The 24754-nt window shown below is 43.7% G+C and carries 25 protein-coding genes; all 25 read right to left on the reverse strand.

The window, feature by feature from the left end:
• Window positions 1-25: 25 nt before the first annotated feature.
• Entirely contained in the window at window positions 26-1567 is a 1542-nt protein-coding gene (locus tag DXC57_RS02565) for a recombinase family protein (protein WP_118651026.1), read from the reverse strand.
• On the reverse strand, window positions 1552-3201 hold the full coding sequence (locus DXC57_RS02570; RefSeq protein WP_033143714.1) for a recombinase family protein: 1650 nt from the start codon (window positions 3199-3201) through the stop codon (window positions 1552-1554). Before DXC57_RS02570 ends, DXC57_RS02565 begins: the two co-directional genes overlap by 16 nt.
• A complete protein-coding gene (locus DXC57_RS02575; protein ID WP_118651027.1) occupies window positions 3202-4830 on the reverse strand; it encodes a recombinase family protein in 1629 nt (542 codons plus the stop codon).
• A gap of 135 nt (window positions 4831-4965) precedes the next feature.
• On the reverse strand, window positions 4966-5181 hold the full coding sequence (locus DXC57_RS02580; RefSeq protein WP_005361189.1) for a DUF6870 family protein: 216 nt from the start codon (window positions 5179-5181) through the stop codon (window positions 4966-4968).
• 188 nt (window positions 5182-5369) lie between these two features.
• Entirely contained in the window at window positions 5370-5543 is a 174-nt protein-coding gene (locus DXC57_RS02585) for a hypothetical protein (protein ID WP_243101264.1), read from the reverse strand.
• 238 nt (window positions 5544-5781) lie between these two features.
• Window positions 5782-6204, reverse strand: coding sequence for a hypothetical protein (locus DXC57_RS02590; RefSeq protein WP_015542925.1), 423 nt, complete (start codon window positions 6202-6204; stop codon window positions 5782-5784).
• A gap of 504 nt (window positions 6205-6708) precedes the next feature.
• Window positions 6709-7101, reverse strand: a complete 393-nt coding sequence (locus tag DXC57_RS02595) for a winged helix-turn-helix domain-containing protein (RefSeq protein WP_117504585.1) — start codon at window positions 7099-7101, stop codon at window positions 6709-6711.
• A gap of 131 nt (window positions 7102-7232) precedes the next feature.
• Entirely contained in the window at window positions 7233-7490 is a 258-nt protein-coding gene (locus DXC57_RS02600; RefSeq protein ID WP_015542931.1) for a hypothetical protein, read from the reverse strand.
• 46 nt (window positions 7491-7536) lie between these two features.
• Entirely contained in the window at window positions 7537-7797 is a 261-nt protein-coding gene (locus tag DXC57_RS02605) for a hypothetical protein (RefSeq protein WP_118651031.1), read from the reverse strand.
• 51 nt (window positions 7798-7848) lie between these two features.
• Window positions 7849-10077 (reverse strand): ABC transporter permease, encoded by a 2229-nt coding sequence (locus DXC57_RS02610; RefSeq protein WP_182457187.1) that lies wholly within the window; start codon window positions 10075-10077, stop codon window positions 7849-7851.
• Entirely contained in the window at window positions 10064-10831 is a 768-nt protein-coding gene (locus tag DXC57_RS02615; RefSeq protein ID WP_002578903.1) for an ABC transporter ATP-binding protein, read from the reverse strand. Before DXC57_RS02615 ends, DXC57_RS02610 begins: the two co-directional genes overlap by 14 nt.
• 101 nt (window positions 10832-10932) lie before the next feature.
• The gene (locus DXC57_RS02620) at window positions 10933-11946 is read right to left on the reverse strand and encodes a sensor histidine kinase (RefSeq protein ID WP_118651035.1); all 1014 of its coding nucleotides are present in this window, start codon (window positions 11944-11946) and stop codon (window positions 10933-10935) included.
• Window positions 11943-12614: a response regulator transcription factor gene (locus DXC57_RS02625; RefSeq protein WP_118651037.1), complete on the reverse strand. Its 672-nt coding sequence runs from the start codon at window positions 12612-12614 to the stop codon at window positions 11943-11945. Before DXC57_RS02625 ends, DXC57_RS02620 begins: the two co-directional genes overlap by 4 nt.
• Entirely contained in the window at window positions 12601-12795 is a 195-nt protein-coding gene (locus DXC57_RS02630) for a helix-turn-helix domain-containing protein (protein WP_118651038.1), read from the reverse strand. Before DXC57_RS02630 ends, DXC57_RS02625 begins: the two co-directional genes overlap by 14 nt.
• Window positions 12796-12910: 115 nt before the next feature.
• Window positions 12911-13303, reverse strand: coding sequence for a winged helix-turn-helix domain-containing protein (locus DXC57_RS02635; RefSeq protein ID WP_055158478.1), 393 nt, complete (start codon window positions 13301-13303; stop codon window positions 12911-12913).
• Window positions 13304-13427: 124 nt separating this feature from the next.
• Window positions 13428-14198: a response regulator gene (locus tag DXC57_RS02640; protein ID WP_055201459.1), complete on the reverse strand. Its 771-nt coding sequence runs from the start codon at window positions 14196-14198 to the stop codon at window positions 13428-13430.
• 187 nt (window positions 14199-14385) lie between these two features.
• Window positions 14386-16770 carry an ABC transporter permease gene (locus DXC57_RS02645; protein WP_118651040.1) on the reverse strand — a complete coding sequence of 795 codons (2385 nt, stop codon included), beginning with the start codon at window positions 16768-16770 and terminating at the stop codon, window positions 14386-14388.
• A 14-nt stretch (window positions 16771-16784) separates the two neighbouring features.
• Complete coding sequence (locus DXC57_RS02650) at window positions 16785-17450, reverse strand: ABC transporter ATP-binding protein (protein WP_002586598.1); 666 nt, start codon at window positions 17448-17450, stop codon at window positions 16785-16787.
• Window positions 17451-17455: 5 nt separating this feature from the next.
• A complete protein-coding gene (locus DXC57_RS02655) occupies window positions 17456-17716 on the reverse strand; it encodes a hypothetical protein (protein WP_004611617.1) in 261 nt (86 codons plus the stop codon).
• A 182-nt stretch (window positions 17717-17898) separates the two neighbouring features.
• Window positions 17899-18315, reverse strand: coding sequence for a hypothetical protein (locus DXC57_RS02660; RefSeq protein WP_004611616.1), 417 nt, complete (start codon window positions 18313-18315; stop codon window positions 17899-17901).
• Between the two features lie 27 nt (window positions 18316-18342).
• Entirely contained in the window at window positions 18343-19374 is a 1032-nt protein-coding gene (locus DXC57_RS02665; RefSeq protein WP_005361155.1) for a HAMP domain-containing sensor histidine kinase, read from the reverse strand.
• Window positions 19371-20063: a response regulator transcription factor gene (locus DXC57_RS02670; RefSeq protein ID WP_005361153.1), complete on the reverse strand. Its 693-nt coding sequence runs from the start codon at window positions 20061-20063 to the stop codon at window positions 19371-19373. The genes DXC57_RS02665 and DXC57_RS02670 overlap by 4 nt, the downstream gene beginning before the upstream one ends.
• 86 nt (window positions 20064-20149) lie before the next feature.
• Window positions 20150-22558 (reverse strand): ABC transporter permease, encoded by a 2409-nt coding sequence (locus DXC57_RS02675; RefSeq protein WP_118651042.1) that lies wholly within the window; start codon window positions 22556-22558, stop codon window positions 20150-20152.
• Between the two features lie 365 nt (window positions 22559-22923).
• A complete protein-coding gene (locus DXC57_RS02680) occupies window positions 22924-24333 on the reverse strand; it encodes a relaxase/mobilization nuclease domain-containing protein (protein WP_118651328.1) in 1410 nt (469 codons plus the stop codon).
• 88 nt (window positions 24334-24421) lie between these two features.
• Window positions 24422-24712 (reverse strand): CD1845 family protein, encoded by a 291-nt coding sequence (locus DXC57_RS02685; protein ID WP_005361132.1) that lies wholly within the window; start codon window positions 24710-24712, stop codon window positions 24422-24424.
• Window positions 24713-24754: the final 42 nt, after the last annotated feature.

Below are 24754 nucleotides of genomic sequence, written 5' to 3' on the forward strand. Positions count from 1 at the left end.
AGCTGTTTCAAATGGGTGTTCACGGTTATACCTCCTTTTCGGATTCCTTAGTTTCTAAGAAATCCTGTGTTGCATATTCAATCTCAATCCGATCTCCTGGAAAGACGTAAACTTTGTTGATAAGCCGGTCAATCAGAGCTTTTGTCAGCATGTTGGCGTTTCCGACTTCCTGCACAATTTCCTGTTGTTTCAGCTTAATCTCATAATCACTTTTTATCTGCTTTGTCTGTGCAGTGATGACAGCATGAACATTTTTGGCTTGTACCAGTTCCGTGTCATAAACCGCTTTTCGTGTTCGATAGGTTTCCAAATCAATCTCTCCGAGTGCATACTGCTCATAAAGATGCCGCTTGCTGTCTTGAATAGAACGGAGTTTTTCTTCATGTTCGGCCTGCTGGACTGTCTGCAAATCCAATTTATCCTTATTGCTATCAATTCCCAATGCCGGACACATTTGAGCCCGAATTGTTTCAAATACAACCTGCTCCAGATCTGCCATCTTTATGCGCACACCATGACAAGGAAGCGTTTCAGCCACCTCGGAATGACGGCAATAAAACCACGCACCATTTCGTAGAGACATTGCATGATCGCAGCATCCACAGAATACCTTACCACGGAGCAGATAATCACGCGGCTTTTTATTTAACAGAGAGAAACGCTTAATAGAAGCATTGGCTTTCTCAAATAGATCCACACTTACAATAGCCGGATGATGGTTCGGTATTTTGAACCACTCACTTTCATCCTTTAACTGTGTATGTCGGCTGCCAATCTCTTTTACCTTTCTCTTGCCAATTACATAGGTACCGATATATCTTTGATCTTCTAAAATACGCAGGACCGTTGATGTACTCCAAACGCCGTTTGTTCGGGAAACATTGTAATAGTCCTTGCCTTTAAGTTTGCGATATTCCCCAGGGGTGGGGATATTCATAGCATACAATCTTCTTGTGATCTCGGCTGCGGTGTTGCCTTCAGACGCCCATTGAAATATCATCTGCACATTCGGGGCAACATCCTCGTCCGGTTCCATACGTCCGTCTGCACTCTTGCGATAGCCGTAAGGACAGATGACACTCTGATATTCTCCACGACGCATCTTTGCGTATTTTGCACTTTTGGTTTTCATGGACATATCCCGGCTATAACACTCGCTAATAAGATACTTGAAAGCAATATCAATCCCTCCGGTATCACCTTTGAAATTAGCCGTGTCAAAATCATCACTGACGGAAATAAAACGGGTGTGGTAAAGAGGAAATACCCGCTCAATAAAATAGCCGGTTTCAATGCTGTTACGTCCAAATCGGGAAAGGTCTTTTACAATAATACAGTTGATCTTTCCAGCCTGAACCATTGTTAAAAGTTCCTGCACCGCCGGACGCTCAAAGTTTGTCCCTGTATGACCATTGTCAATAAATTCCAAAATCTCACTGTTATCCCATTCCGGCAGAGACATAGCTTTTTCACGAAGAATCAGTTTTTGATTTGGTATACTCAAACTTTCGGTTTTGAAATCTTCCACAGAAAGACGGATATAAAGGGCAATCACATAGTTGCGCACGGTTCCACCGCCTTTCCCTGAAATTCATTTTTGAAACGGAAGGTTACATGAATATTCCGCTCGTGGTCGATCTCAATTCGTTCAATGAGCCGTTCAATCAGTTCTGCAGTCAGTACATGATCCTGTGCCAGTGTTTTTGCATCCTTTTCCATTGCACGGTATCTGGCAAGCTGGTTGTCCAGGGAGTCCATAGATTTTTCAAATACTTCAATCTCACCAGACAGAGCATTGATAGCATGTTCATAATCCGCTTTCAATTCAAAGTATTCGTCATTTGTCAAAATACCCTGTACAAAATTTTCATATAGGCCACGGATCAGCCGGCGTGTTTTTTCAATTTCCTGTCGTTTGGCCGACATCTGAATTTTCAGCTTATCTTTTTCCTGTTTTTGTCTTGCCTCCAACTGAAAGAGTGGCAGCGACATTCCCAGCGCAACTGTCAGCTCTTTTTCAAGAATATCCGTAACAGTAGAAATCAGTTCTTTCTCCTGTATCATCGCACCTTTGCAGCTATCTTTTTCTACCCGGCTGTTTGTAAGGCAGTGGAACCAGTAAGTGTCGGGTCCTTTCCGGCGCTCGGCGCGTTGCCTGTGAAGGCTTCTGCCACAATCAGTACAGAACACTTTACCTTTGAAAATGTTTGGTGTGTAGGGACGTTTTGGAGTTGCTTTGCTTTCTTCACAGATCTGTTTTCTGTATTCCTGAACTGCATGAAACAACTCATGGCTGATGATCGGTTCATGGGTGCATTTTACAATAATCAGATTATCTTCTCCAGCCTTGACCTGCTGATGATCTACAATCTTTGTTTTCCCTTGCACCAGATCGCCTGTATAAACTTCGCTTTCTAAGATTTTCATCACTGTACGGGTCTGCCATTTGCCGCTTCCGATCAGTCCCGGACTGGTAATCTCGCCAGTGGTCTTTTTATAATGGCTCGGTGCCGGAATCCCCATCTCATTTAGGTTGCGGACAATCCGGTTCAGTGCCACATGTTCATGTGCCCATTCAAAAATCTGTTTTACTACAGGGGCAGTATTTTCATCAATCAGAAGTTTATGGCAATCATCCGGGTCTTTCCTGTAACCGTAAGGTGCCCGTGCACCAATATAGTCGCCATCTTTCATAGCCTGCCGCGCCTGTGCTTTGATTTTTCGCCCAATGTCCAGAGCATAGGCTTCATTGATCATATTTTTCAAAGGCAGCATGATACCGCCATGAAGATTTCCGGAATCCGCTGTGTCAAACTGATCCGTAACAGCAATGAACCGAACATTATGCGCATGAAAATATTGTTCGATATAATAACCTGTGTCAATAGAATTTCGCCCTAATCGGGAAAGATCCTTAACAATCACACAGTTAATGTGGCCTGCTTCAATATCAGATAGCATTTGCTGAAATCCAGGGCGGTGAAAATTTGTCCCTGTTGCTCCGTTGTCGATATAAGTATCATACACAACGAAGTCCGGTTTATCTGAAAGAAAGTCATTCAGTACCAACTTTTGGTTTTCTACTGAGCAGCCCCGCTTTTTGTTATCCTCCACAGAAAGACGGATATACAGAGCCACATGTACATACAAAGATGGTGCCGGCATGGGAGCTGCCGTCTGTTTTCTGCTTTTTCTTGCCATTTAGCCCACCATCCTTTCTTCGTTTTTTGTAGCAATCTGTTCCGCCAAAGAGATTGCTTTCTGATACTCATCCTGGTAATTAAATTCAATATGCAGTTCATCTTTACCCATTACCCGTATGCTTCGGATAAGCTGCATGACTGCCCGACGGTCAATACCCTCCATAGTAGAAAATTTCATAAAATGGTTGATCCAACGGTTTCGTTCGCTTCGGTTTTCCAATACATCTGTAAGTTTATCGTTCCATTCAGCGATTGCCTTTTGGAACAGTTCAATATCTGCATTGTATTTTCGCTTATAAGAGAGAAATTCTTCCTTTGTCAGAATTCCACTCACCAGATTTTCATAGAGTTTTGCCTTAAAGCCCTCGGTCTGTGCCACACGCTTTTCATTTACTCTGATCTGTGCGGCATATTCCTGCGCCAATTCCCGGTTGATCCGTTCCTGACTGATACTGGACAGCAGGGCATCCAGAGAAGCAACATTTTCAATATGTCCTTTCAAACTGTCCTGCACACATTCAATCAGATCCGACTCTTTCAGCATGACCGACGATGTGCAGCCATTCTTTTTGCCGGTCGGGCAGTAATAATAGTGATACTCTTTGTCTTTATAGCGGTTCGTCTTGCGGGTCATACGGCAGCCACAGCATCCGCAGATCAAAATACCGGAAAACAGGTAAACCTTATCCGATTTGGGAGAAGTCCTTGTGTCAATCCTGCGGAGCCGTTGCACCAGATCAAAATCGTGCTTTTGTATGATCGCTTCATGGGTTCCCTCCACACGAATCCATTCCGAAGAAGGTTTGTCCTCACGCTCTTTTAATTTGAAATGGGGCGTTGTCTGTTTGCCCTGGACCAGTGTTCCGGTGTAAGTTTCATCCTGCAAAATGCGGATGATTGTAGTTGCAGACCATTTGCAATCCTTTCGGTCTGTATAGCCACCTTTTGCATGAGGCATTCCGTGATTGCGCTTATACGCTAAAGGCGAAAGAATTCCTAATCGGTTCAGTTCATCCGCTATATGGGAAGCGCTGAATCCCTCCAGCCGTTTTCTGAAAATATCCCTCACAACATTAGCAGCATATTCGTCTACTTCCAAGCTCTTGTGTTTATCGCCGACTTTCACATAACCATAAATGGTAAAAGCACCTACAAAATCCCCGCTGCGCCGTTTTACTTCCAGGGCGCTCCGTGTCTTAACGGAAATATCCCGACAGTAAGCCTCATTCATAATGTTTTTGACAGAAACCGTGAGATCATCGGCAGCGTCATTTTCCGTGTCCACATTATCGTTAATTGCGATAAAACGCACTCCATAGGCTGGAAATACCCTGCGCATATAACGGCCTGTTTCTATGTACTCACGACCTAAGCGGGAGAGGTCTTTGACAATCACGCAGTTAGCTTCGCCTTGTTCGATCATCCGCATCATTTCCTGAAATGCCGGGCGATCAAACAAAACACCACTATAACCATCGTCAATTTTTTCTGCCACAACCTCAATTTCCGGGTGTCGGGCTATGTAGTCATCGATCAGGCGCCGCTGGTTAGCAACGCTGTCACTTTCTACTGTTTTATCATCCGTATAAGAAAGACGGATGTACTTAATCGCTTTGTAAACCTGCATAAAAAAACACTCCTTTCGTTGCACAGAAAAATCCCCGCAATTCAAGAAGTGTGGTTATGCCATATTCAATTCCTTTTCCGATTCTTATTCTACCATGCTTTTACGGAAAAGTCAGCCCCTTTCTTAAAATTGCACCTATCGCAAAATACCCTTGATACATTCTTCCAGGGTAGCACCTTCAGCAGAAAAGCTGGCCTGTACAGTAAAACGCCCACACTTAAAATGGTATGGATTTTTGATTTGCTGAACGAATTCTGCAATCCGTTCATCACGGGAAAGTTCTTTGTTGACAGAGACATCCCGAATGTCTACCAGTGTACCCACTTCACTGACAATGGTATTCAATTCCATAGTATCAACTCCCTTCTGAAAACTGTGTTATCAAAACCACATGAATAGGTCGGATCTATGGTTATTACACACATAAATCCGGCCCATTATATCTGATTTCGATTTTACTGCCGTATTTGCCACGCACCCCGGCAAGTCCTTCTGTTATAAGGACGGGGCTGTTACAGGCTGCGGATAGCGTCACCGCATCATAGTCCCGCATACGCCGCCGCTTTGCCAGAGCAAGCAAACGCCGCAGGAACTCTCCCCAAGTCTTTAGGAAGCTGTGAAGAAGTACCATTATGATCTGCGTCGTTATCGCGTCCGACCTGCCACAGCCGGTTTCGTAGGTTGCGTTTATCGCTCGGACAGCCTGGATCCATCACCTCCTTAGGCCGCCTGTCACCGCGCCGCCCCATCTGCCGCTCGGAACACAGAATGAAGTACCTGTAACAGCGTATATTCGGTTGTCAAGGAACAAGCAAGGGGCATGGCAGACAAATTGATATTGCAGTTGGGGTGGGAGGATGTATATGCTTCCTTACCACACCCGTCCAGCTTGTCCCGCCGAATATGTCCCTCTACTATTCAGTACATTTTTAGGGGCAAAGTTGCCGTCTGTTATAAAATTTCTTTGAAATATTTTTCCAGACTACGTAATCCGGCTTCGATAGAACGGGTGATCCGGCTTTTGTGTGTTCCTTCCGCTTTGGCAATATCTGCTTTGCTCATGCCAAGAAAAAAGTGTGCATAGATTCGTTGGCGCTGCTTTACCGGAAGTTTGGAAAGACCTTTATAAATCAACTCCGTCATTTGGCGCTGTTCCCAAATTTCTGCCGGGTTAAGAGGCTTTTGCAATATCTCACGCTCAATACCTTCGTCTCGATCCAGAGAGTAAAATGCTTTATAGCGGTATGTACGAATCCGATAGGCTTCTTCCAACAACATATATTCCCGAAGCAACAAAGCAACTTCATCCGGCACCTCAACGATCATGTCCTGTGTATAATACGGGTAATAATCCCGAAGATTGATTTTCTTCATAGTAATTTCCTCCAATTTCGATGTTTGAGTTGATGGCAAAAATCGAAATCAGAGGGTGGGCTGCGGCAGCGATAAGGTCTAAGTCTTTTTCTGATTAAAAAAAGGGTACAAAAAAGCGCGCCCGTACAAAGAACAGGCGCGCCAAAGCAGCAGTATGAAATTTTTCCGGGAGGTTGATAGCGAAAATGCTCAAACTTTGTCGAAACCAAAAACGCCGCAATCCATACGAGCTGGACTACGACGTATAGGTGACTGAATGTAAAGCAGTTTATCTGCGGATCTGTGTTGCATAGACGCATAGGCATTTCCTCCCATCAAGGAGGAGCCTGAATCGGCTGCTTGATACCTCCTTGGGAGAAAATTATATCGGTTATGTTTCCTGTATCAGTCCGCAGGCATTCGCTTTTTACTCTTTATATTCGCAATTTTCTACATATTCTGCTCTTAGAATATATGCTACAAAAAGCAAACCCACAAGGGGAAACGACACCTTGTGGGCTCATATTATAGTTGTTCAAATTTATAGCCGATCCCGGCGACACTCTCAATGTAGTTTGGAAGATCCGGTTCAAAACGCAATTTCTTACGCAACTTACTCATATGATTATGAATCGCTTTTCTCGAATAGAAATCACAATCCTCTTTCCAAACCAAATCGGTAATCAGTTCGTAAGTAAAAACACGTTTGGGATTGGCAATGAGCAATGCCAGTATATCAAACTCCTTACTTGTCAAGTTGATAATCCGTTCCCTAACCCTGACAGTGCGGTGTTCCAGACATAGATAAAGCTCGCCTTCTTGTATTTCTGTAAGAGGATTCTTCTCTGCTGCGGAGAAAGTGTGACAGGAATTGAATACTGTTCCATGACTGACTCCTTGTTCCAAAATATATTGCATTAGAGCATTCTTTTGTTCCTCGTTAAGAAGCAGAAATAACTTTTCACCAATCTTCTTGCCGGATTCTTCAATATCAAAAACAGCTAATGTCCCATCACATCATCACCTCCATATTTTGATAAATTTATTGATTAGAGCTCAATTCTTGCTTTCGATGGCTTATCTTCCCAATAGGTAACTTTAATCGTTGTTCCCTTGTCAGGAACGTTGTTTCCTGCACCAATCCATTTTCGGCAGATGTAATCTTTACCGTCTATCGTATATTTGACCTTGATAGTATGCGGAAAGGCTGCGCCATCCATAGCATGAGCGCGGACAGGTTTACGATTCACTTTTAACCACCATTGTTTTGTAACTGAAATTACAGTTCCCATTGTTTCTTTTTCCATAAGTTACCTCCAATGATATTTTTGATTGATAATACCTATTTTCTATTCAACCTTTTCTTTGTTTGTAGCAAATGCGGGACGCTGCTGCGCCAGTGGCCGCCAACTGCACCAGAATCAGCACAGCGAACAGGCCGAAGCTCTCATAATAGAACAGTTCATCCCAAAACAGGAGAACATCACAGAGAGAAGTCAAGGCAACCGTCCAGCGTATGTGCCGGGTCAGCCATTGCCGGAACACCAGCACAAGGGCAACGGGCGGGACGATCAGCAGCGCCAGATTCAAAATCAATGTCGGGGTCAGTTCCATTGCGTCGCCTCCTCGCTTTTGTTGATAAGGTCATTGTAAAATGCAAAAAGGTCAGGCAGATGCAGACTTATTAAACAAGACCCATGTACTAATAAAGTAACTTATTAAAAGGACATCTAAAATAGCCAACACAATCAAAAGCTGCTGTACCAATCGCTGTACTCCGATATACACTGCAATCTGCATATGGAATCCTACAAACAAAAATACAAGGAATGCGCCAGACAAGATAAGAGCCAGTATAACCGGAACACCAAACCATACAGCTAATTGTTTCAAAATCAACTTTCGTATATGTGGTTCTTCAACGCCCATATTTCTTAGAACCCGAAAACGATATTTGTATTTCCCGGAATCTGATAATTGCTGCAAAGCCAAGATAGTAAAACAGGTTACAAACAAGATGATTGCGCTATATGTCAATCCAGTTTGCATAATGAAAATAATAGCAGAATTATCATTAACCTCGATTGTCCGCATGGTAATGTTATAAGTTACAAGCGAATCAGTAAGACTTGAATTTTCAAAGTATGATTTTAATTCTTGAGCAATATCATAAGAAATTGTTTTATCTGCCATCATATACCGGAATGTATTAGCTGATGTCAGTTTATTGCAAATGTGATCTGGTACAATATATATCACACTTTGAAAATTATAAAAATCTTCACCTAAGTCTACTGTATGTGCAGAAATATCAGCAAGCTGTAAATCGCCTCCATCAGTTTTAATAGATTTGTGAGCTTCAAGATACTCCGAAATTGAATCTTGGGGCGTTATGGAAAGCCACTGGGTTGTAAATTCATGATCCCGTAAAGAAATTTCATCATAACCTGCCATCTTTAATAGATGGTTATAGTCGGACAAAGAAATCGCTGTGATGGGTGAGGCATTTTTCCTGCTATTCTCCAGTTGGTTATAAAAGTCAGTTTTGTTTACAAAGTATGTCTTAAAAGAGCAATCATCACGAACAGAAATATTCTTTTCAATGAAAGAATCAAGAAAACTATAATCCGTTACAGGCAGCTCTTTTTCGGACTGTATGCCGATATAACCAGACTGCATACCAATGTAGTCCGAAGAAATCTGTATATCAAAAGGAACTCTTTTTTCCAAAAAACCTTGTGCCCATCCAACAAGGAGTGGTGTTACAAAAAATAATGCCATGGACAATGTAAGTGTGAGGCAAATCAAAGTCATTGAAAGTGTTTTCGATTTTAATTTAGATAACAGTTGTCCAAAAAAGAACAGATTTTCTTCTTTATACTTCTGGCGTTCTTTGATAACCAACAAGTAATTACTAAACAAAACGAAAAATACACTCACTCCAAATACAACACACCAAAACAGAAATCCCATATAAACATTAAAAGCACCTTTATCCATCGGCATTGCAAGGTACACTTTGAAAACTGGCAATATGGAAAGAATAATCAGTTCCAACAGGCAAATACATTCAATCAAAAAGAGCTGCTTTACTGTGTTTTGTTCTTTTCTTCTGAATCTTTCCCTTATATGCGTAATCAACATCAGAATTGGTACAATAATGCTGATTGCAGACCATATTTTGATTACCAGTTCAAATTCTCCGTTAAAGTAGTAAGACAGGGTTCTAATATTATAAAAGGTAATCAGCAGATAAAGGACAAAATTTACTGGAAAGAGTTTGTATATCCATTTGTGGGGGGTTCCCAATATATCATTTTTTCGATCTGCATTTAGCATATCAATTATCTTTATTTTTCGTATCGTGCGAACTTGAGATAAACCAACTGTCGCAAAACATATGCAGAAAAATAGAATCGTCAAAATGATTGTATCTGGAAAAAGCATAAATGAAAATTCAAATGGTTTATGATACATTTGAAGCAACATAGCAGTAATGAATTGAGAAAACACACCACCTAATCCTATCCCCACAATAAGCGAAAAAATTCCCATTATTAGTGATTCTACAAAGAAAAGTCGAGCTATCGTTGATTGCTCCATTCCAATAATACTCTGAATTGCAAATTCTCTTTTTCGCCGTTGTATCATAAAGTGGTTTACATACTGCATAAGGAACATCAGCAATACAGTAATCAATAGAATCGCATATTTAATTCCGTCACCTAATATATCTAAATTAAATTCTGCTCCTATATTCGGATCATAATAATTGCTGGAAATGGAAAGGAAAGCATAAAACATAGATATACACGCCGTCAGAGTGACAATATATATCAAATAGTCTTTTGTAGATTTCTTTACATTTTCAAGTGCTAATTTAGCGTACATCATTCACGCCTCCTCCCATCATGGTAAGGACATCCAAGATTTTTTCAAAGAAAACCCTACGAGAATCACTGCCTTTGAGAATTTCCGTGAAGATTGCACCATCTCTTAAAAAGAGAATACGATTGGCATAGCTTGCCGAAAAAGCGTCGTGTGTTACCATCAGGATTGTGGCGTCAAGGCTTTCGTTAATACTCTGGATTGTGGAGAGCAAGGCTTGTGACGAGTGACTGTCTAACGCGCCGGTAGGTTCGTCCGCCAAGATCAGCTTAGGCTGGTTGATAATAGCTCTGGCACAGGCACACCGCTGTTTCTGGCCGCCGGACACCTGATAGGGGTATTTATCCAGAATATCCGTGATATTCAGCTTTCCGGCCATTTCCCGCACCCGCCCATCAATCTCGCCTGCGGGAACCTTGTTGATAGTCAGTGCCAAGGCAATGTTTTCCGAAATGGTCAGCGTGTCCAGCAGGTTAAAATCCTGGAACACAAAGCCAAGATTTTCCCGGCGAAACCGGGCAATCTGTTTTTCATTGATTTCCGTTACATCGGTTCCATCCAGATAGATATGTCCCGCACTGACGGTATCAATGGTGGAAATACAGTTGAGCAAGGTGGTCTTGCCGGAACCGGATGCGCCCATGATTCCTACAAATTCTCCCTCCTGAACGGAAAAGCTGATGTCCTGAATTGCTTTTGTAACATTCCCGCCATTTCCGTAATATTTTTGGATATGATCCAGTTTCAAAATTTCTTTCATTGTTATCACCTCTGATCTCTATTGTAGAATAAGAACGGCTTCGTTTGTATCAAGTTTTCTTACAAAGTTCTAACAAAAATGTAAGAAGTGCAGAACGGTTCTCAGCTCTGCACTTCATGAATCAGACAGTTAATATGAAAAGAAAGGGAAATGGCTGTGCCATGTTCCGACGACTCCGCCATAATGCCAATACCCAGCTTTTCACAAAGCCGTTTGCATAGGTACAGACCAATGCCCGTGGACTGCTGAACCATACGACCATTCTGACCGGTAAATCCCTTTTCAAAGATACGGGGCAGATCGGACGCAGCAATCCCGATTCCATTATCCTCCACGACAAGAACCACCTGATCCTGCCGTTTATGAGTAGAAATGCGGAGAACCGGCTGTTCCATACGATACTTGACCGCATTGGCGATCAGTTGATTTAGGATAAAACGCACCCACTTTTCATCTGAATAAACCGTGTCCTGCATTTCCTCCACTTCCAGACGCATACCACTTTGGAGCAGCAGATATTTATTATCTGCAATCGCCCCATGCACCACTTGGGACAGCGCCATTTCCCGGACAGAATAATCTTTCTCTGTATGCTCACTACGGGCGTAATAAAGAGCCTGTTCGGTAAAGCGGTTGGTCTTTTCCAGTTCCAGCAGAAGTTCCTTTGTCCAGTCCGTCCGGTGGTTTTCACATAGGAGTTTCATGGCAGTAATGGGCGTTTTGATTTCGTGAATCCATTGCTCAATGTATTCTTTGTACTCCAGGCGTTCCCGCTCGACTTCTCCAATCTGTTCCAACATGGATTTTCCAGCCATTTTCAAAAGCTGATAGTAAACCTGATCCTCGGCCTGTTCCGGCAGCTCCATCACTTCGGAAATGAGGTATCTTTCGGAAAGCTGCTCCGCCATATCCAGAAGTTTTTTCATCTGCCGCTTCCGTTTCCAGTAAGTGAGGACAAGTCCCGTCAGCAAAATCAATGCCCATACAATCAGGATCAATACTACTGCGGAAACCGAATTGCCGCACACCAACAAAAATACAGTGAGTGCAGCCATACAAACAAGGTTCGTCAGCAGAAATGGTAGCCTGTTTTTCCAATATCGTCTGCTGTTCATATCGTGTACCCCTGTCGGTGCTTTGTCTTGATAAAATCCGTCAGACCAATGCTCGCCAGTTTTTCCCGTATGCGGTTGATATTGACACTCAAAGCATTGTCATCCACATATAGCTGATTGTCCCACAAATACTCAATAATATCTCCACGAGAACAGATTTTCCCTCCATTCTTGAAAAGGTAATAGAGAATTTTTAATTCGTTTTTGGTAAGTTCTACACTATGTCCATGATAGTCCAGACTGCTGGACTCCAGATGCAGCACCGCATCTCCATAGACGATCTGTTCCTGCTGCTGTGCGGGATAGGCTTTTTTCAGTAGGGAAGCGATTTTCGCAAGCAGGATTGCTGTGTTATAGGGCTTCGTGATAAAAGCATCGCCACCCAGCATAATGCTGTTTAATTCATCCATATCTGTATTACAGCTCGTTACAAAAATGATCGGCACCTCGGAAAAGGTACGAATTTTAGAGCATAAAGCAAAACCATTCTCTCCGGGTAACTTAATGTCCAACAAAATCAGATGTGGTTTTTCATCCTGAATCTGTTCTGTCACAGCAGAAAAATTCTTTACTCCAATCGTTGTATATCCATTTCCATTCAATAATGTTTGCAATTCTCCTTGTATCACAGGATCATCTTCAATTATCATAATTTTATATCGTTTCATGCTTTCTGCACCTTCTTTGTTTTGTCCGGCCATCAATCGGCTTTTCTGCAGTTTTGGGAATCAGCCAAATGCCGGCCATCTTTACTGCTCCAGAAATACGTTCACCAGCACAATAATAATTTACCCTACGAGGCGTCACACCCCATTTTTCGGCGGCCTCTTTTAATGTCATATATTCCATATCGCACCTCCATAGAATCTATTATAGTTCTTTAGCTCGAACAATACAACCTTCAATATTAAGCGTTTGGAAGTGGATGTTAATTAAAGCCACAAGAAAATCTCGTGGCTTTAGCTTACAAATGTTCAAATTTATAGCCGATTCCGGCGACACTCTCAATATAGTTTGGAAGATCCGGTTCAAAGCGCAATTTCTTACGCAACTTACTTATATGATTATGAATGGCTTTTCTCGAATAGAAATCACAATCCTCTTTCCAAACCAAATCGGTAATCAGTTCGTAAGTAAAAACACGTTTGGGATTGGCAATGAGTAATGCCAGTATATCAAACTCCTTACTTGTCAGGTTGATAATCCGTTCACGAACCCTGACAGTACGGTGTTCCAGGCATAGATAAAGCTCGCCTTCTTGTATTTCTGTCAGAGGATTTTTCTCTGCTGTGGAAGAAGTGTGACAGGAATTGAATACTGTTCCATGACAGACTCCTTGCTCCAAAATATATTGCATTAGAGCATTCTTTTGTTCCTCGTTAAGAAGCAGAAATAACTTTTCGCCAATCTGTTTGCCGGATTCTTCTATATCAAAAACAGCTAATGTCCCATCACATCATCACCTCCATAAAATTTTTCAATTACTCCACAAAGAACAAAACCTGCCGGATCAGCTCCGGGATATTGACCGGGGCGGTGATATAGTCGTTCACGCCCTCATGCCGGTATTCATATTCCGTGGCAGGGTCGTTGTTCTCGGTGAGGATAAAGAACGGCAGAAGCCGGACAGGGGGATTCTTCATTTGGAACATCCCCGCCACCCGCCGTAGCGTATGAAACAGCTCCATTGCTGTGCCGTCCGGCAGTTCCAGATCGCACAAGATCAGTTCTATTTCCTTATCCTCAAAAATCCGGCGCTTGGCTTCCCAAATCGAGGAAACCAGAATCAGGTCAAAGCCCTTTTGTAGCATAGCAGCCCGCAGCACTTCGGCGCTGGTATCTTCTGCATAGACAAAGAGCAGCTTGTGAAAAGTCGGGGCCTTTTCGCCGGATAACTGCCGGTAGGCGTATTCCACCAGCTTATCTTGTAGTAGCAGTCCTTTCATTTTGTCCATGCACAGCGTCGCGCCCCGGCGCATAGCTTCCTGTTCGTAGTCGTCCTTGTCATGACAGGACGCCAGAATAAAAGGCAGCTCCTTGTCTGCGGCCCGCACCTCGTCCAGAAAGTCCATGCCGGAACCGTCCGGCAGGTCGAGATCACAGCAGACCACCAGCGGCATTTCCTCTTGGATGGCAGTCCGCGCTTCTTTCAGCGTACAAGCCGTTTTTACCGGGTAGCCCCGGTGCTGTAAGTATTTTTGCAGGCACCATGTATAGGTGTCGCTGTCGTCGATCAGCAGTATCTTTTTCATGTGTCCTCACCCCCAATATTGATTTACCACAAGCATAAACTACAAATGTTACACAAATGTCCGAGGTGCCTTTGATTTCGACAGAAAAACAGGCTGAATTGTTACAACGCTCGGACATTTCAAAAATTTCTTTGAGAAATGGCGAAAAAAGCGGGGCAGCACACGCCGCCCCGCCGATCCCATACGGCTATTCCATCGTCCTGATTTGCTCAACAAGAGATTGCTTTTTCAGATTTCCAGTTGTGTAAGAAATCAAGGTGAATTGCACAATCAGCAGGATTGCTAAATATATCAATACGATCAGCCACGGAAATGAATAGTAAAAGTATGGATTCATCGTTTTCACAACGACCTGTACGGATAGGAAGCCCAGTCCAGTCCCCAAAACCAATGTTACCAGCGTAGCAAAAACTGAATAAATTAACCCCTCATAGCACAGCATTTTGATAAGCTGCTTTTTACTCAAACCAATCGCCTGTAACATTCCAATTTCCTGCCTACGGGATAAGAAGTTTGTGATTGTCGTATTGACAAGGTTGATTAAAGAAAAGCACACAACAATAACAGCCACGATCAACAATACCCCGAAAGAAAGTTGTTGAAGTCCGCTATAATAAGTGATACTTTCTTTTATGGTTTCCATAACCAAATCGCTATTTCCGTCTATCAGTTGATTTAATGCAGCTTCTACCGTATCATATTTTTTCATATCGGTAATTACGGAAATCGTACCTGTGCAATCTATCCCGGTCGCTTCATTCATAAACTGCTCCGGAAGCGCAAAGCATTTTGAGAAGCCGGAGTAAGAATATTCGTTTACAATGCCCATGACGGTATAGGCCTTTGTGCGAATTTGGCCGGATTCGGTTTTATAGTCCACTTCGACGGTATCACCCAACGCAGCCTCAATATCATAGAGATCGGCACGCTCTTGAAGCAAGACAATTCCATTGCCTGCCACCAGTTCATCATAATCAGTCGTTCCCGCAATTCGCTCTTTCTCCAAATTCTGCTGTTCATCTCGGCAAAAGCCCTGAATCCATTTTCCAGAATTACCATTTACACGATATTCTGCGTCCGTGTAATACCAGTGCTTGATTCCTGTAACGCCATCAATAGATTCTACTGCATTTATAAAATCGGCATTTAGAAAATTCTTTTGCTGCAATCCAGACAAAGAAATACCAGCAGTGTCCCACGATTGATTTGCGTTGAGCTGAATGTTAAATTCACCGACAGGGAAAGCCCTGCCTCTTGCCTCTGCAACGCCATCATAGGAAACTAACATTGTCGAAATCAATACAACCAATACTCCGCCGAGTGAAAGAGAAAGTATTGTTAAAGTGGACTTTGCCTTTTGTCTGGACAGATTCATTTTAGCAAGTGAAGCAGGCGTTATTTTACGGTGCAACACGGAACTTTCTTTCATTTTCCCCTGATAATCGGAATATCGCAATGCTTCCAGCGGAGATACTGCCGCAGCTCTTTTTACAGGAGTATGAATGGCAATCATCACAATAATAAATGCAAAAAGGCCAACCCCGACCGTCACACATAAAGTAGTCAGCCAGTACCAACCGGCAGGAATCAGGAAGTACCCAATCACATTTCCAATAACCAAACCAATCGGGATAGCAATGGCAGCAAGTAATTTCCCCTCGCGGTAAACCATCTTTTTGATCTGCCGTTTTGTAGTTCCGATTGTGCGAAGCTGTCCATAGTTACGGATACTGCTTGCTACTGAAATATAAAAAATCGAATAGATCACAATGCCGGAACCAATGAAAGTTACAAAACCGATCAAGAAATAGAACAGCATATCGCTTCCGTGATTTTCGTCCTTTAAGTTAAAATATGTGGAACGGACAATCACATTATCATCGGAAATTTTTAATTGCTGCGCCAGAGTGTTTGCATAGTTGGTGGCTTCTTCCTCGCTCATGTTTTGAGCGCCTTTCAGCCCAATGTAATAATCAATCATGCCTCCGTCGCCATACTGCTGTCTTACTAATTCTTTCGATATAATGGCTGTATAGCGCCCAATATCGCCGGTTTTCACATCTAAGATTCCCGTCAATTTGAAATCATGGGTAGTGCCGTCAGAAAAGGGGATTTGAATTGTCTGTCCCAATTCATTTGAATAGCCCAAACTATCCAAAAAGGATTCCTGCACTACAATTTCATTCTCCGAAGCTGGTAAATCTCCCGAATAGGGCATACTTTGGGATGTTAGCATATCTGCATTTGCATAAGTAAAGTTCACGGTTGAATGGTTTACCTGTTCAGAAAATGCGTTGAAAAATTCTCCAACCCACGCAATTTCTTCTTGCTTGTATAGTTCCTGTCCCTGTTGTTCAGAAATCGCATGATACATAATCTGCGCTGTTTTTTGGTTGCGGTTTTGCGTTTCCTGCATAACCCCAAAGCCATAGAGTACAATAGCAGATAGCAATGCGCTGGCAAGTACAATCGTCAAAACAATAAAGATATTTCTTTTTCGATTTGCCGATATACTGCGGTTTGATATGCGCTTTACAATGCCGCTGGTATCATTTTCAAAAGGCCATGTCATAGCCTGCCACCTCCTTACTCCACGATCTTACCGTCCTCAATGCGGACGATCCGATCGGCAAGGCGGGCAATGTCGTTGTTGTGGGTGATCATCACAACGGTTTGTCGGAACTCCGCACTGGTACGCTTGATCAGCCCCAGCACCTCGGCGCTGGTCTTGCTGTCAAGGTTGCCGGTGGGCTCGTCGGCCAGCACAATAGCCGGTTTGGTGATCAAGGCCCGGGCGATAGCCACACGCTGCTGCTGTCCGCCAGAAAGATTGTTCGGCATATTTTTCAGTTTATCTTCCAGTCCCAGCAGGTGAACGATCTCGTCCAAAAACTTCTGATCCACCGTGTCCCCGTCCAGCTCCACCGGCAGGACGATGTTCTCATACACATTCAGGATCGGAACAAGGTTATAGTTCTGGAAGATAAAGCCGATGTTGCGGCGGCGAAAGATGGTAAGCTGTTCGTCGTTCATCTTCGACAGTTCTTTGTCCCGGACAATCACATTGCCAGAAGTAGGGGTGTCCAGCCCGCCCATCATGTGAAGCAGGGTAGACTTGCCGCTGCCGGAGGTTCCCACAACGGCCACAAATTCGCCGTCCTCCACGGAGAAGTTCACACCGTCAAGGGCGCGGGTGATGTTCGGCTCTGTGCCGTAATACTTTTTCAGGTCGATAGTCTGTAAAATGCTCATAAAATTCAATCCTTTTTTTGTTTGTTGTAAATGCGGAACGCTGCTGCGCCGGTGGCCGCCAACTGCACCAGAATCAGCACAGCGAACAGGCCGAAGCTCTCATAGTAGAACAGTTCATCCCAAAATAGGAGAACATCACAGAGAGCAGTCAAGGCAACCGTCCAGCGGATGTGCCGGGCCAGCCATTGCCGGAACACCAGCACAAGGGCAACGGGCGGGACGATCAGCAGCGCCAGATTCAAAATCAATGTCGGGGTCAGTTCCATTGCGTCGCCTCCTCACTTTTGTTGATAAGGGTATTGTAAAACCCAAATGTCCGCGAAATGTTACAGCGGCCAAAAAATTTCATTGAAAATCGGGGTGAAATGTTACAACGCTCGGACATTTCAAAAAAATTCACGGCGGACAGCTGGAAATGGTCGTCCGCCGAATCATACTACACAATCTTTTAGATAGATTGATTGTGAAATAATTTCAATCCAATCACCACATCTATCATAAGTTCCACAATGAGAATTATACTAATGGCAACATTAAAATTACATAGGTTATATAATCCGATATAGATTTCACAAGTAAGAAATACAACTTGCAGACACAAATTTAAGTATGTCACTAAATGCTCGTTAGTTCTATTCCACAATCTAAACAGGAACATTGTAAAAATAGGTTTTCCCGTAAAAGCAAAAAGCACTGACAATACCGGCACCAAAAATACATAGTAAGAATCTACTGCATTGCTGGGGGATGTACCTACCCATTGAATTGCTATTTTATCAGGAACAACGAAAAATAAAACAATAGATAAAATAACATTGATTATTAAGATGATTGTTGTTGCTTTGCAAAAATTGATTTTTTTCATGGTGTTTTCTCCTGTTATAAGTGTGCTTTATTTAGTCGGCAACATAATGGAAAATTCCGAACCCTTGCCCGGCTCCGAAACCACTTTGATATAGCCGCCCTGCCGTGTTACGATCTCGCGGGCCAGATACAGGCCAATGCCCACGCCCTGCTGTTCGTGTACTTCTTCCTCACGATAGAAGCGCCGGAAGATGGCGGCCTGATTGCTTTCGGAAATGCCCTTGCCGGTGTCGGCTACTTTGATTTCCACATACATTTCCCACAGCACCACCGACACAGCGATTTTCCCGCCTGCCGGGGTGTACTTCACCGCATTGTCCAGCAGGTTAAAAAGGGCTTCGGATGTCCACTTGCTGTCATGGAAAACGGTCAAATCCTCCGGGCAGTCCACGGACACGACGATTTCCTTTTTCTCTGCTGCATACACAATTCCACTCATGGCCTGTGCCACGGTATCAAAGAGGCGGCCCGGTTTCTTATCCAACTGGATCACGCCCGTTTCCAGCCGGGAAGTTTTCACAAGGGCCTGAAAGAGAAAGTCCAGCTTATCCGTCTGGCTGCGGATTCCCCGGATAAAGTCGGTGCGCTCCGCCTTGGTCATAGGCTTTTCCAGCAGCGTGTCCGTCGCCATTTTCAGATTGCTTACCGGCGTTTTCACTTGATGGGAAATATCCGATACAAGGGTCTGTAACTCCTGCCGTTCCTCGTCCACCCGGCGGCGGTTCTCCTGCATGATCTGATAGAGCCTTGCCAGCCGGTGTCCAATTCTGGCAAGCTGGGTTTCGCTGTCCTCTGGCCGCTGGGGCGCTTCATTTCCGGCGATCATGTGGTCTAAAGTCTGGCATAGGTCAGCGGTAAACTGCGACAGCCGCTTTCCAAACGCCTGCGTCAGTACAAAAATCCCCACAAGGGCGCACAGCAGCAGCGCCCCGCCCGTCAGCAGCACCGCCGTCTGTTTTGTCACAAGAAACAGGGCTATGGTGATCCCGGACATGGAAAGGACAAGCCCCATTGCTACCCGGCCAAACAGCCGCTTTACCGAGAGGTTTTGCAACTTCATTTTGCCTCGCCTCCCGTCCATTGATAGCCCATGCCGTAAACAGTTTTGATGTAGGGCGCGCCGCCGTCGGATTCGATCTTACTCCGAATCCGGCTGATGGAGGTTGTCAGGGTGTGTTCGTCCACAAACTTCTCGTCTATATCCCACAGCTTTTCCAAAAGCTGCCCACGGGTCAGCACTTGCCGGGGATTTTTACGGAACAGGTTCAGCATTTTGTACTCCATCGGGGATAGGGTCAGGGGCTTGCCGTTTAAGGAAGCCGTCTGCTCCGAGAAGTCCAGAAACAGCCGCCCGTCGTCGTAAATGTCCTTGGCCGGTTTGTGGTGTTCCAGCATGGCGAACATGGCTTTGATTTTTCGCTGCAAGGCCCCGATCACAAAGGGCTTTGTGATGTAGTCCACCGCGCCCACCTCATAGCCCCGTATCTGGTCGCTCTCCTGATCGTTAGCGGTCAGGAAAATCACAATGGTGTCCGGGTGCTGGGGCTTTATCAGTTTGCACAGCTCAAAACCGTTGCCGTCCGGCAGGTTGATGTCCAGCAGCACTAAGTCAAATTCCCGCTGGCGTATGGCTTCGGCTGCGGTTCTGGCGTTTAGGGCAGAAGTCACGCCGTAGCCGTCTGCGGTCAGGTTATAGGCCACCATCTTATTCAAAAAACTGTCGTCCTCGACAATTAAAATCTGCTTCATATCCTCACTTCCTTTGCTTTTTGTAGATAGTATAACAGGCAAATGTCCTTTGTTGCAGAAAACATAATTTTCTGATAAAGGAAAATTTACTCCATTGTTTTAATGCGCTCGATCACAGGATGTCTTTTGCTATATCGTACAGAGAAAACGGAGTAAGCGGCCAGTATGAAGAAAAGCGCTACAAAATATATGCTTATTTCTAAAACTGGAAAATGATAAGTCAATGTCCCGAATGTCCCAACCTGATTGAAAACTTTGCAAAGTACAAATCCTGTTAAAGTTCCAATCGTTAAAGTTAAAATAGCCGTACCAGAAACATAATAGAAACATTCTGTTTGCAGCATTTTGGAGAATTGCTTACTGCTCAATCCCACAGACTGTAAAATACCAAATTCCTGCTGTCTTGATATAATGTTTGTCATTAGCGTGTTGATAAGGCTGATTAGCCCAAAAACAGCAATGAAAAATACCAATCCGTATAACGGCATTTTTATGTTATCCATTTCCTCTTGCAGATAAGTAATAATATCGCTGATACTGAAAACTTCTATACCTCCACGATTTTCCGCCAACTGGAAAATCTTATTCTCAACTTCTGTAAGCTGATCTCTTTCCACATCTACAATGCAGGTTATGTTGAAGTTGGAAACATTTTCTTTCATCATAGGTAAGAGTTCCTGCGGAAAATAGAAAGAAGCTGAATCCCCACCGAGATTAGGAGCTTTCCCAATCCCCATTACAGTAAATTCTTCCCATTGTCCATCCGCTGTTTCCACTTTGACTATATCGCCAATTTGAGGAGTGTAATTATAATAGTCGCTTAACAGCTTGGCGGAATTATCTACGATAACTCCTTTTCCGTTGATAAGTTTCTGGCGGTCTGCGGTTCCCTCAATTAGTCCTTGTGAAAAGGCCTCGTACTGATTTTCGGGGATTCCAATTTGGGTAAAGAAATGGCTGTTACCATCCTTGAAAGGAGTGGGAAATTCCATATTTGAAACACAGCCCTGTATAAATTCAATATTCTTTACGCCATCCATATCTGAAATCGTTTCTTCCAAAACTTCATCCAATGGATTTTTCGTTTGAAGTGCATTGATCCCGGCGGGGCGATCTTCCGCATTTGTGTTGGCGGGATCAAGGGAAAGTACAATGTCGCCATTTGCAAATTGCTGTTTTGCCATGCTTTCTACATCAGTTGAATTAAGGTAGGTGGCGGCACACATCAGTAAAACTCCGGCAAATCCCAAAGACAATACGGTTAGTATAGCTTTTTTCTTGTTCCGGGCAAAGCTCATTCGGGCAAGCGAAGATGGCGTAATTTTTCGATGTTCGATCCGCGTTTTTTCTGTCGCCGGTGTATCAGTCGTATTGATTCGCAGCGCCTCAATAGGCGATACCATAGAGGCTTTCTTTACAGGGGTATGGACAGCAATTTTCAAGGCAATTTCTGTAACAAGGGCAATCACAACGGCACATTCCAGTGTAGTCATCCAATGCCAGCCGTCCGGGACGAAACAATAGCCCAAAACACTTCCCAATACAACACCGATAGGAATTGCAGCACAGGATAACAAAAAACTTTCTTTTCGCACGATACGCTTGATCTGAACCGATGTAGCCCCCAGCACACGCAGTCTGCCATATTCATGTGTTTTCCCGATAACAGAAATGTAGAACAGGCTGTAAATAACCAAAGAACAGGCCAGTACAATTAAACTGCTTGCTCCGATAATCACCAATAGCTCCAGCGTGGATTTTTCTTCTGCCAATCCAAAGTAGGTAGAGCTATACATAACATACTGTTCAGGTACACCGCTTTGTTCCGCAATTTCGTTTATCAGCAGTTTCAAAGTTTCGCTGTCCATATTTTCGGTATTTTTCACGCGAACCAAAAGATCGTAACAGTTTGCTTTTTCATACCGGCTATATAAGCCATCCGATACAATGACTTGATAAATACGGGACGCATTACTGCTTTGAATAATGCCGCAAACATGATATGTCTGATTTTTTCCAAAAGGCATATCCAGTGTAACGGTTTGATCCAGTTGAACCGGCAACCCTAAATGCTCCAAATAGGACTGTTCCACAATGATTTCATTTTCTGCCTCCGGCATTTTTCCCAGCAAGTCAGTAACGCCTTTTAGTTCAAGTGCATTTTGATCTCTGTAATACACATCCAAAGTATAGTCATTGATACGGCTCGTTCCCATTGCAGCCTCTTTGCCGACTGCTTCAATCTGGTTGTTATGTTCCAGTTTTTCAAAGACGGTACTGGTACTGTTAATAAAGCTGCCCTGATAGCGTCCTTGCAGATAAAGCCTATTTTCACGGTCTGTTCCGAGATTATATAGTGCTAATACCATCATCAAACTAACTGCAAAAGCAATCGTTATGATAATAAACGCATTGCGTCTTTTATCCGCTTTCATGCTTCGGTCTGCTAATTTTTTTACAATGGCGCTGGTGTCATTCTCAAAAGGCCATGTCATAGTTGTATCACCTCCATATTTGATAAGGCCATTGTAAACCCCAAATGTCCGCGAAATGTTACAGCGGACAAAAAATTTTATTTTTTTGCATTTCTCTGTTATAGCAGTTCAAAATAATAACTCTATTATAGGCAGTTATCAAAGGTTTATCAATGCGGCAACTGTAAACAGATTCTCTGCCAAAGACTCTTAAAACTACTGGCAAGCAATGCAATCTTACGTAAGATTGCGTATTTAGCAGAAATCCCGTTTCCGGAATTCCTGCTAATGCTTGTTGGTGACATATCCCCAAACCCCTGAGATCATTGCCGGTGGCAATGGCTGCGCGTTCCGTTGGAACGCTGAAAACCAAAAGCAGACAAATCTTATTGACGGGATTTTTCTGTGCTGCGCTGCGGTTGTGGTGGGGAAGAAATCTCTAATAGATATTCCACATTGGCCCGAACATTATGAAGTTCTTTCATATCATTTTTGGCCTGCTTATAGGCAGAATAGGCTTTCCGTTTTTGTTCCAGAAGATCGGTGTATTCCTCTCGGAGAGATTTGACAGAGGGGAGCTTTTTGATTCCCAGCTCGTCAAAATGATTCTTTGCCGCCTGGTGCAGCAGAATTTCAGCTTCATGTTCTGTTCGGAATTTTTTGCTGTACCCGGCTTTGCGATATTCTACATAGACAGCCCGCGTTTTCGCATAGTTTACGATCTGTTTTTGCAGCTCGGCATTGGCGTTCATTTTTGACTCCAGATCTTTGATCTGAACGGATAAGGTATTGAAATTAGTGGTAGTGGCGTTGGCTTTTTCCAGAAGATCCTCATAACCCATATCGCCATGTTCTTTTAAGTAGAGCACTGCCTGAGAAAGCTGCTTTAGGTTGAACACTTTTGCCCAGCGCTCATAACCAGAGCCCTTGCCGGAACGGATTGCAACTTCAATATCAACCAGCAATCCAACTTTGGAAACCGTTTTTTTAGAAAAGGCATGGCGGGGTTTTACTGTCCGTGTACCGGCAATCCGTTCTTTGATGGCTTGTTCTGTATAATCGCCTTTGAGCGTATCGCATCGGGTATAATTTTCTTGTCCCGGAACTCGGAACCGAAGATGTTTTCTTTCACGGTTGACTTCCAGCCCAGCAGTTTCCAGCTTCTGTAGAAGTTCCTCAAAATCTTTTGGCTTTTCCTCTAATGCAGCATCAATAGCAATGCGTATCTGCTCCTGAAAGGAAGGCTGCTTTTTATTTCCCAGCCATGTGCCATAATGCTCCCGGCTGGGTTTCGGATTTTCTACAATCGAAAGTCCATGCTCCAAACACAGCTTGTCATTCATTCGCCGGATTGCCCAGGTAGAACCCCAGAAGTTGCGAAATTTTTTCTGACAGTCCAGTGTAGTAGAGTTGATAATGATGTGATTATGGACATGGTGCTTATCCACATGGGTGCAGACAACAAAGGCATGGTTTCCTTTTGTGAGCTTCAGTGCCAGCTCCCTGCCGATCTGATTAGCTTCTTCTGGCGTAACTTCGCCGGGCTTAAATGCCTGACGGAGATGGTAGGCGATCACATCATCTGCACCCTGATTTCTGCCGGTCAGATTTGCATACTGTCGTTTGGACAGAAGAAACTCTGCATCAGCAAGCCGGGTATCACACTCATAGCCATAAATGAATTTTCCAAAATCGGTTTTCTGCGGATTTTCTACATAATCAATAATATCTGAGATCGCAGTAGAGATATTCCGACCTTTTCCTACATGCAGAGGCATCAGTCTTGTGGTCGCTATTTTCGTCACCTCCTTAACTTAATTCCAATCAGAGAAGTTATAATTGCAGAAAAAGAGCGGGGCTGCCTATGCGCCCCGCCAAATCTGCTTAACCAAATATAAAATCCTTTAAGGCACTGTTTGCCCCGCCAATGATCCCTACCAGCCATGCAGCCGCCAGAGGCAGACCGTATGGACTGATAAGAAAGGCGATCATAAGCCATGCAAGACCCGGCAAAAATCCTGCGACAAAGAACAGCACCAATGCCGCCAGAAAGATGATCCCAGAAAGAATCCCAAGTACCGCACCGGAAAGAACCACTAAAAATTTACATACCAGATAAAGAATCCCCGTAACCAGCATAAAGGGAAGTGCCAGTAATTTACCTATCAAACGCATACGCTTTGCCTCCTTTCAGAAGGGCATCTGCCCTTATAAAAA

The sequence above is a fragment of the Clostridium sp. TF06-15AC genome (genome assembly GCF_003481165.1).
In the GTDB taxonomy this organism is placed as follows: domain Bacteria; phylum Bacillota; class Clostridia; order Lachnospirales; family Lachnospiraceae; genus Otoolea; species Otoolea fessa.

Coding starts and splice junctions, on each gene's coding strand:
- DXC57_RS02570 (WP_033143714.1), bottom strand. CDS start 3,201: ATGGCAAGAAAAAGCAGAAAACAGACGGCAGCTCCCATGCCGGCACCA.
- DXC57_RS02575 (WP_118651027.1), bottom strand. CDS start 4,830: ATGCAGGTTTACAAAGCGATTAAGTACATCCGTCTTTCTTATACGGAT.
- DXC57_RS02580 (WP_005361189.1), bottom strand. CDS start 5,181: ATGGAATTGAATACCATTGTCAGTGAAGTGGGTACACTGGTAGACATT.
- DXC57_RS02585 (WP_243101264.1), bottom strand. CDS start 5,543: ATGGATCCAGGCTGTCCGAGCGATAAACGCAACCTACGAAACCGGCTG.
- DXC57_RS02590 (WP_015542925.1), bottom strand. CDS start 6,204: ATGAAGAAAATCAATCTTCGGGATTATTACCCGTATTATACACAGGAC.
- DXC57_RS02595 (WP_117504585.1), bottom strand. CDS start 7,101: ATGCAATATATTTTGGAACAAGGAGTCAGTCATGGAACAGTATTCAAT.
- DXC57_RS02600 (WP_015542931.1), bottom strand. CDS start 7,490: ATGGAAAAAGAAACAATGGGAACTGTAATTTCAGTTACAAAACAATGG.
- DXC57_RS02605 (WP_118651031.1), bottom strand. CDS start 7,797: ATGGAACTGACCCCGACATTGATTTTGAATCTGGCGCTGCTGATCGTC.
- DXC57_RS02610 (WP_182457187.1), bottom strand. CDS start 10,077: ATGATGTACGCTAAATTAGCACTTGAAAATGTAAAGAAATCTACAAAA.
- DXC57_RS02615 (WP_002578903.1), bottom strand. CDS start 10,831: ATGAAAGAAATTTTGAAACTGGATCATATCCAAAAATATTACGGAAAT.
- DXC57_RS02620 (WP_118651035.1), bottom strand. CDS start 11,946: ATGAACAGCAGACGATATTGGAAAAACAGGCTACCATTTCTGCTGACG.
- DXC57_RS02625 (WP_118651037.1), bottom strand. CDS start 12,614: ATGAAACGATATAAAATTATGATAATTGAAGATGATCCTGTGATACAA.
- DXC57_RS02630 (WP_118651038.1), bottom strand. CDS start 12,795: ATGGAATATATGACATTAAAAGAGGCCGCCGAAAAATGGGGTGTGACG.
- DXC57_RS02635 (WP_055158478.1), bottom strand. CDS start 13,303: ATGCAATATATTTTGGAGCAAGGAGTCTGTCATGGAACAGTATTCAAT.
- DXC57_RS02640 (WP_055201459.1), bottom strand. CDS start 14,198: ATGAAAAAGATACTGCTGATCGACGACAGCGACACCTATACATGGTGC.
- DXC57_RS02645 (WP_118651040.1), bottom strand. CDS start 16,770: ATGACATGGCCTTTTGAAAATGATACCAGCGGCATTGTAAAGCGCATA.
- DXC57_RS02650 (WP_002586598.1), bottom strand. CDS start 17,450: ATGAGCATTTTACAGACTATCGACCTGAAAAAGTATTACGGCACAGAG.
- DXC57_RS02655 (WP_004611617.1), bottom strand. CDS start 17,716: ATGGAACTGACCCCGACATTGATTTTGAATCTGGCGCTGCTGATCGTC.
- DXC57_RS02660 (WP_004611616.1), bottom strand. CDS start 18,315: ATGAAAAAAATCAATTTTTGCAAAGCAACAACAATCATCTTAATAATC.
- DXC57_RS02665 (WP_005361155.1), bottom strand. CDS start 19,374: ATGAAGTTGCAAAACCTCTCGGTAAAGCGGCTGTTTGGCCGGGTAGCA.
- DXC57_RS02670 (WP_005361153.1), bottom strand. CDS start 20,063: ATGAAGCAGATTTTAATTGTCGAGGACGACAGTTTTTTGAATAAGATG.
- DXC57_RS02675 (WP_118651042.1), bottom strand. CDS start 22,558: ATGACATGGCCTTTTGAGAATGACACCAGCGCCATTGTAAAAAAATTA.
- DXC57_RS02685 (WP_005361132.1), bottom strand. CDS start 24,712: ATGCGTTTGATAGGTAAATTACTGGCACTTCCCTTTATGCTGGTTACG.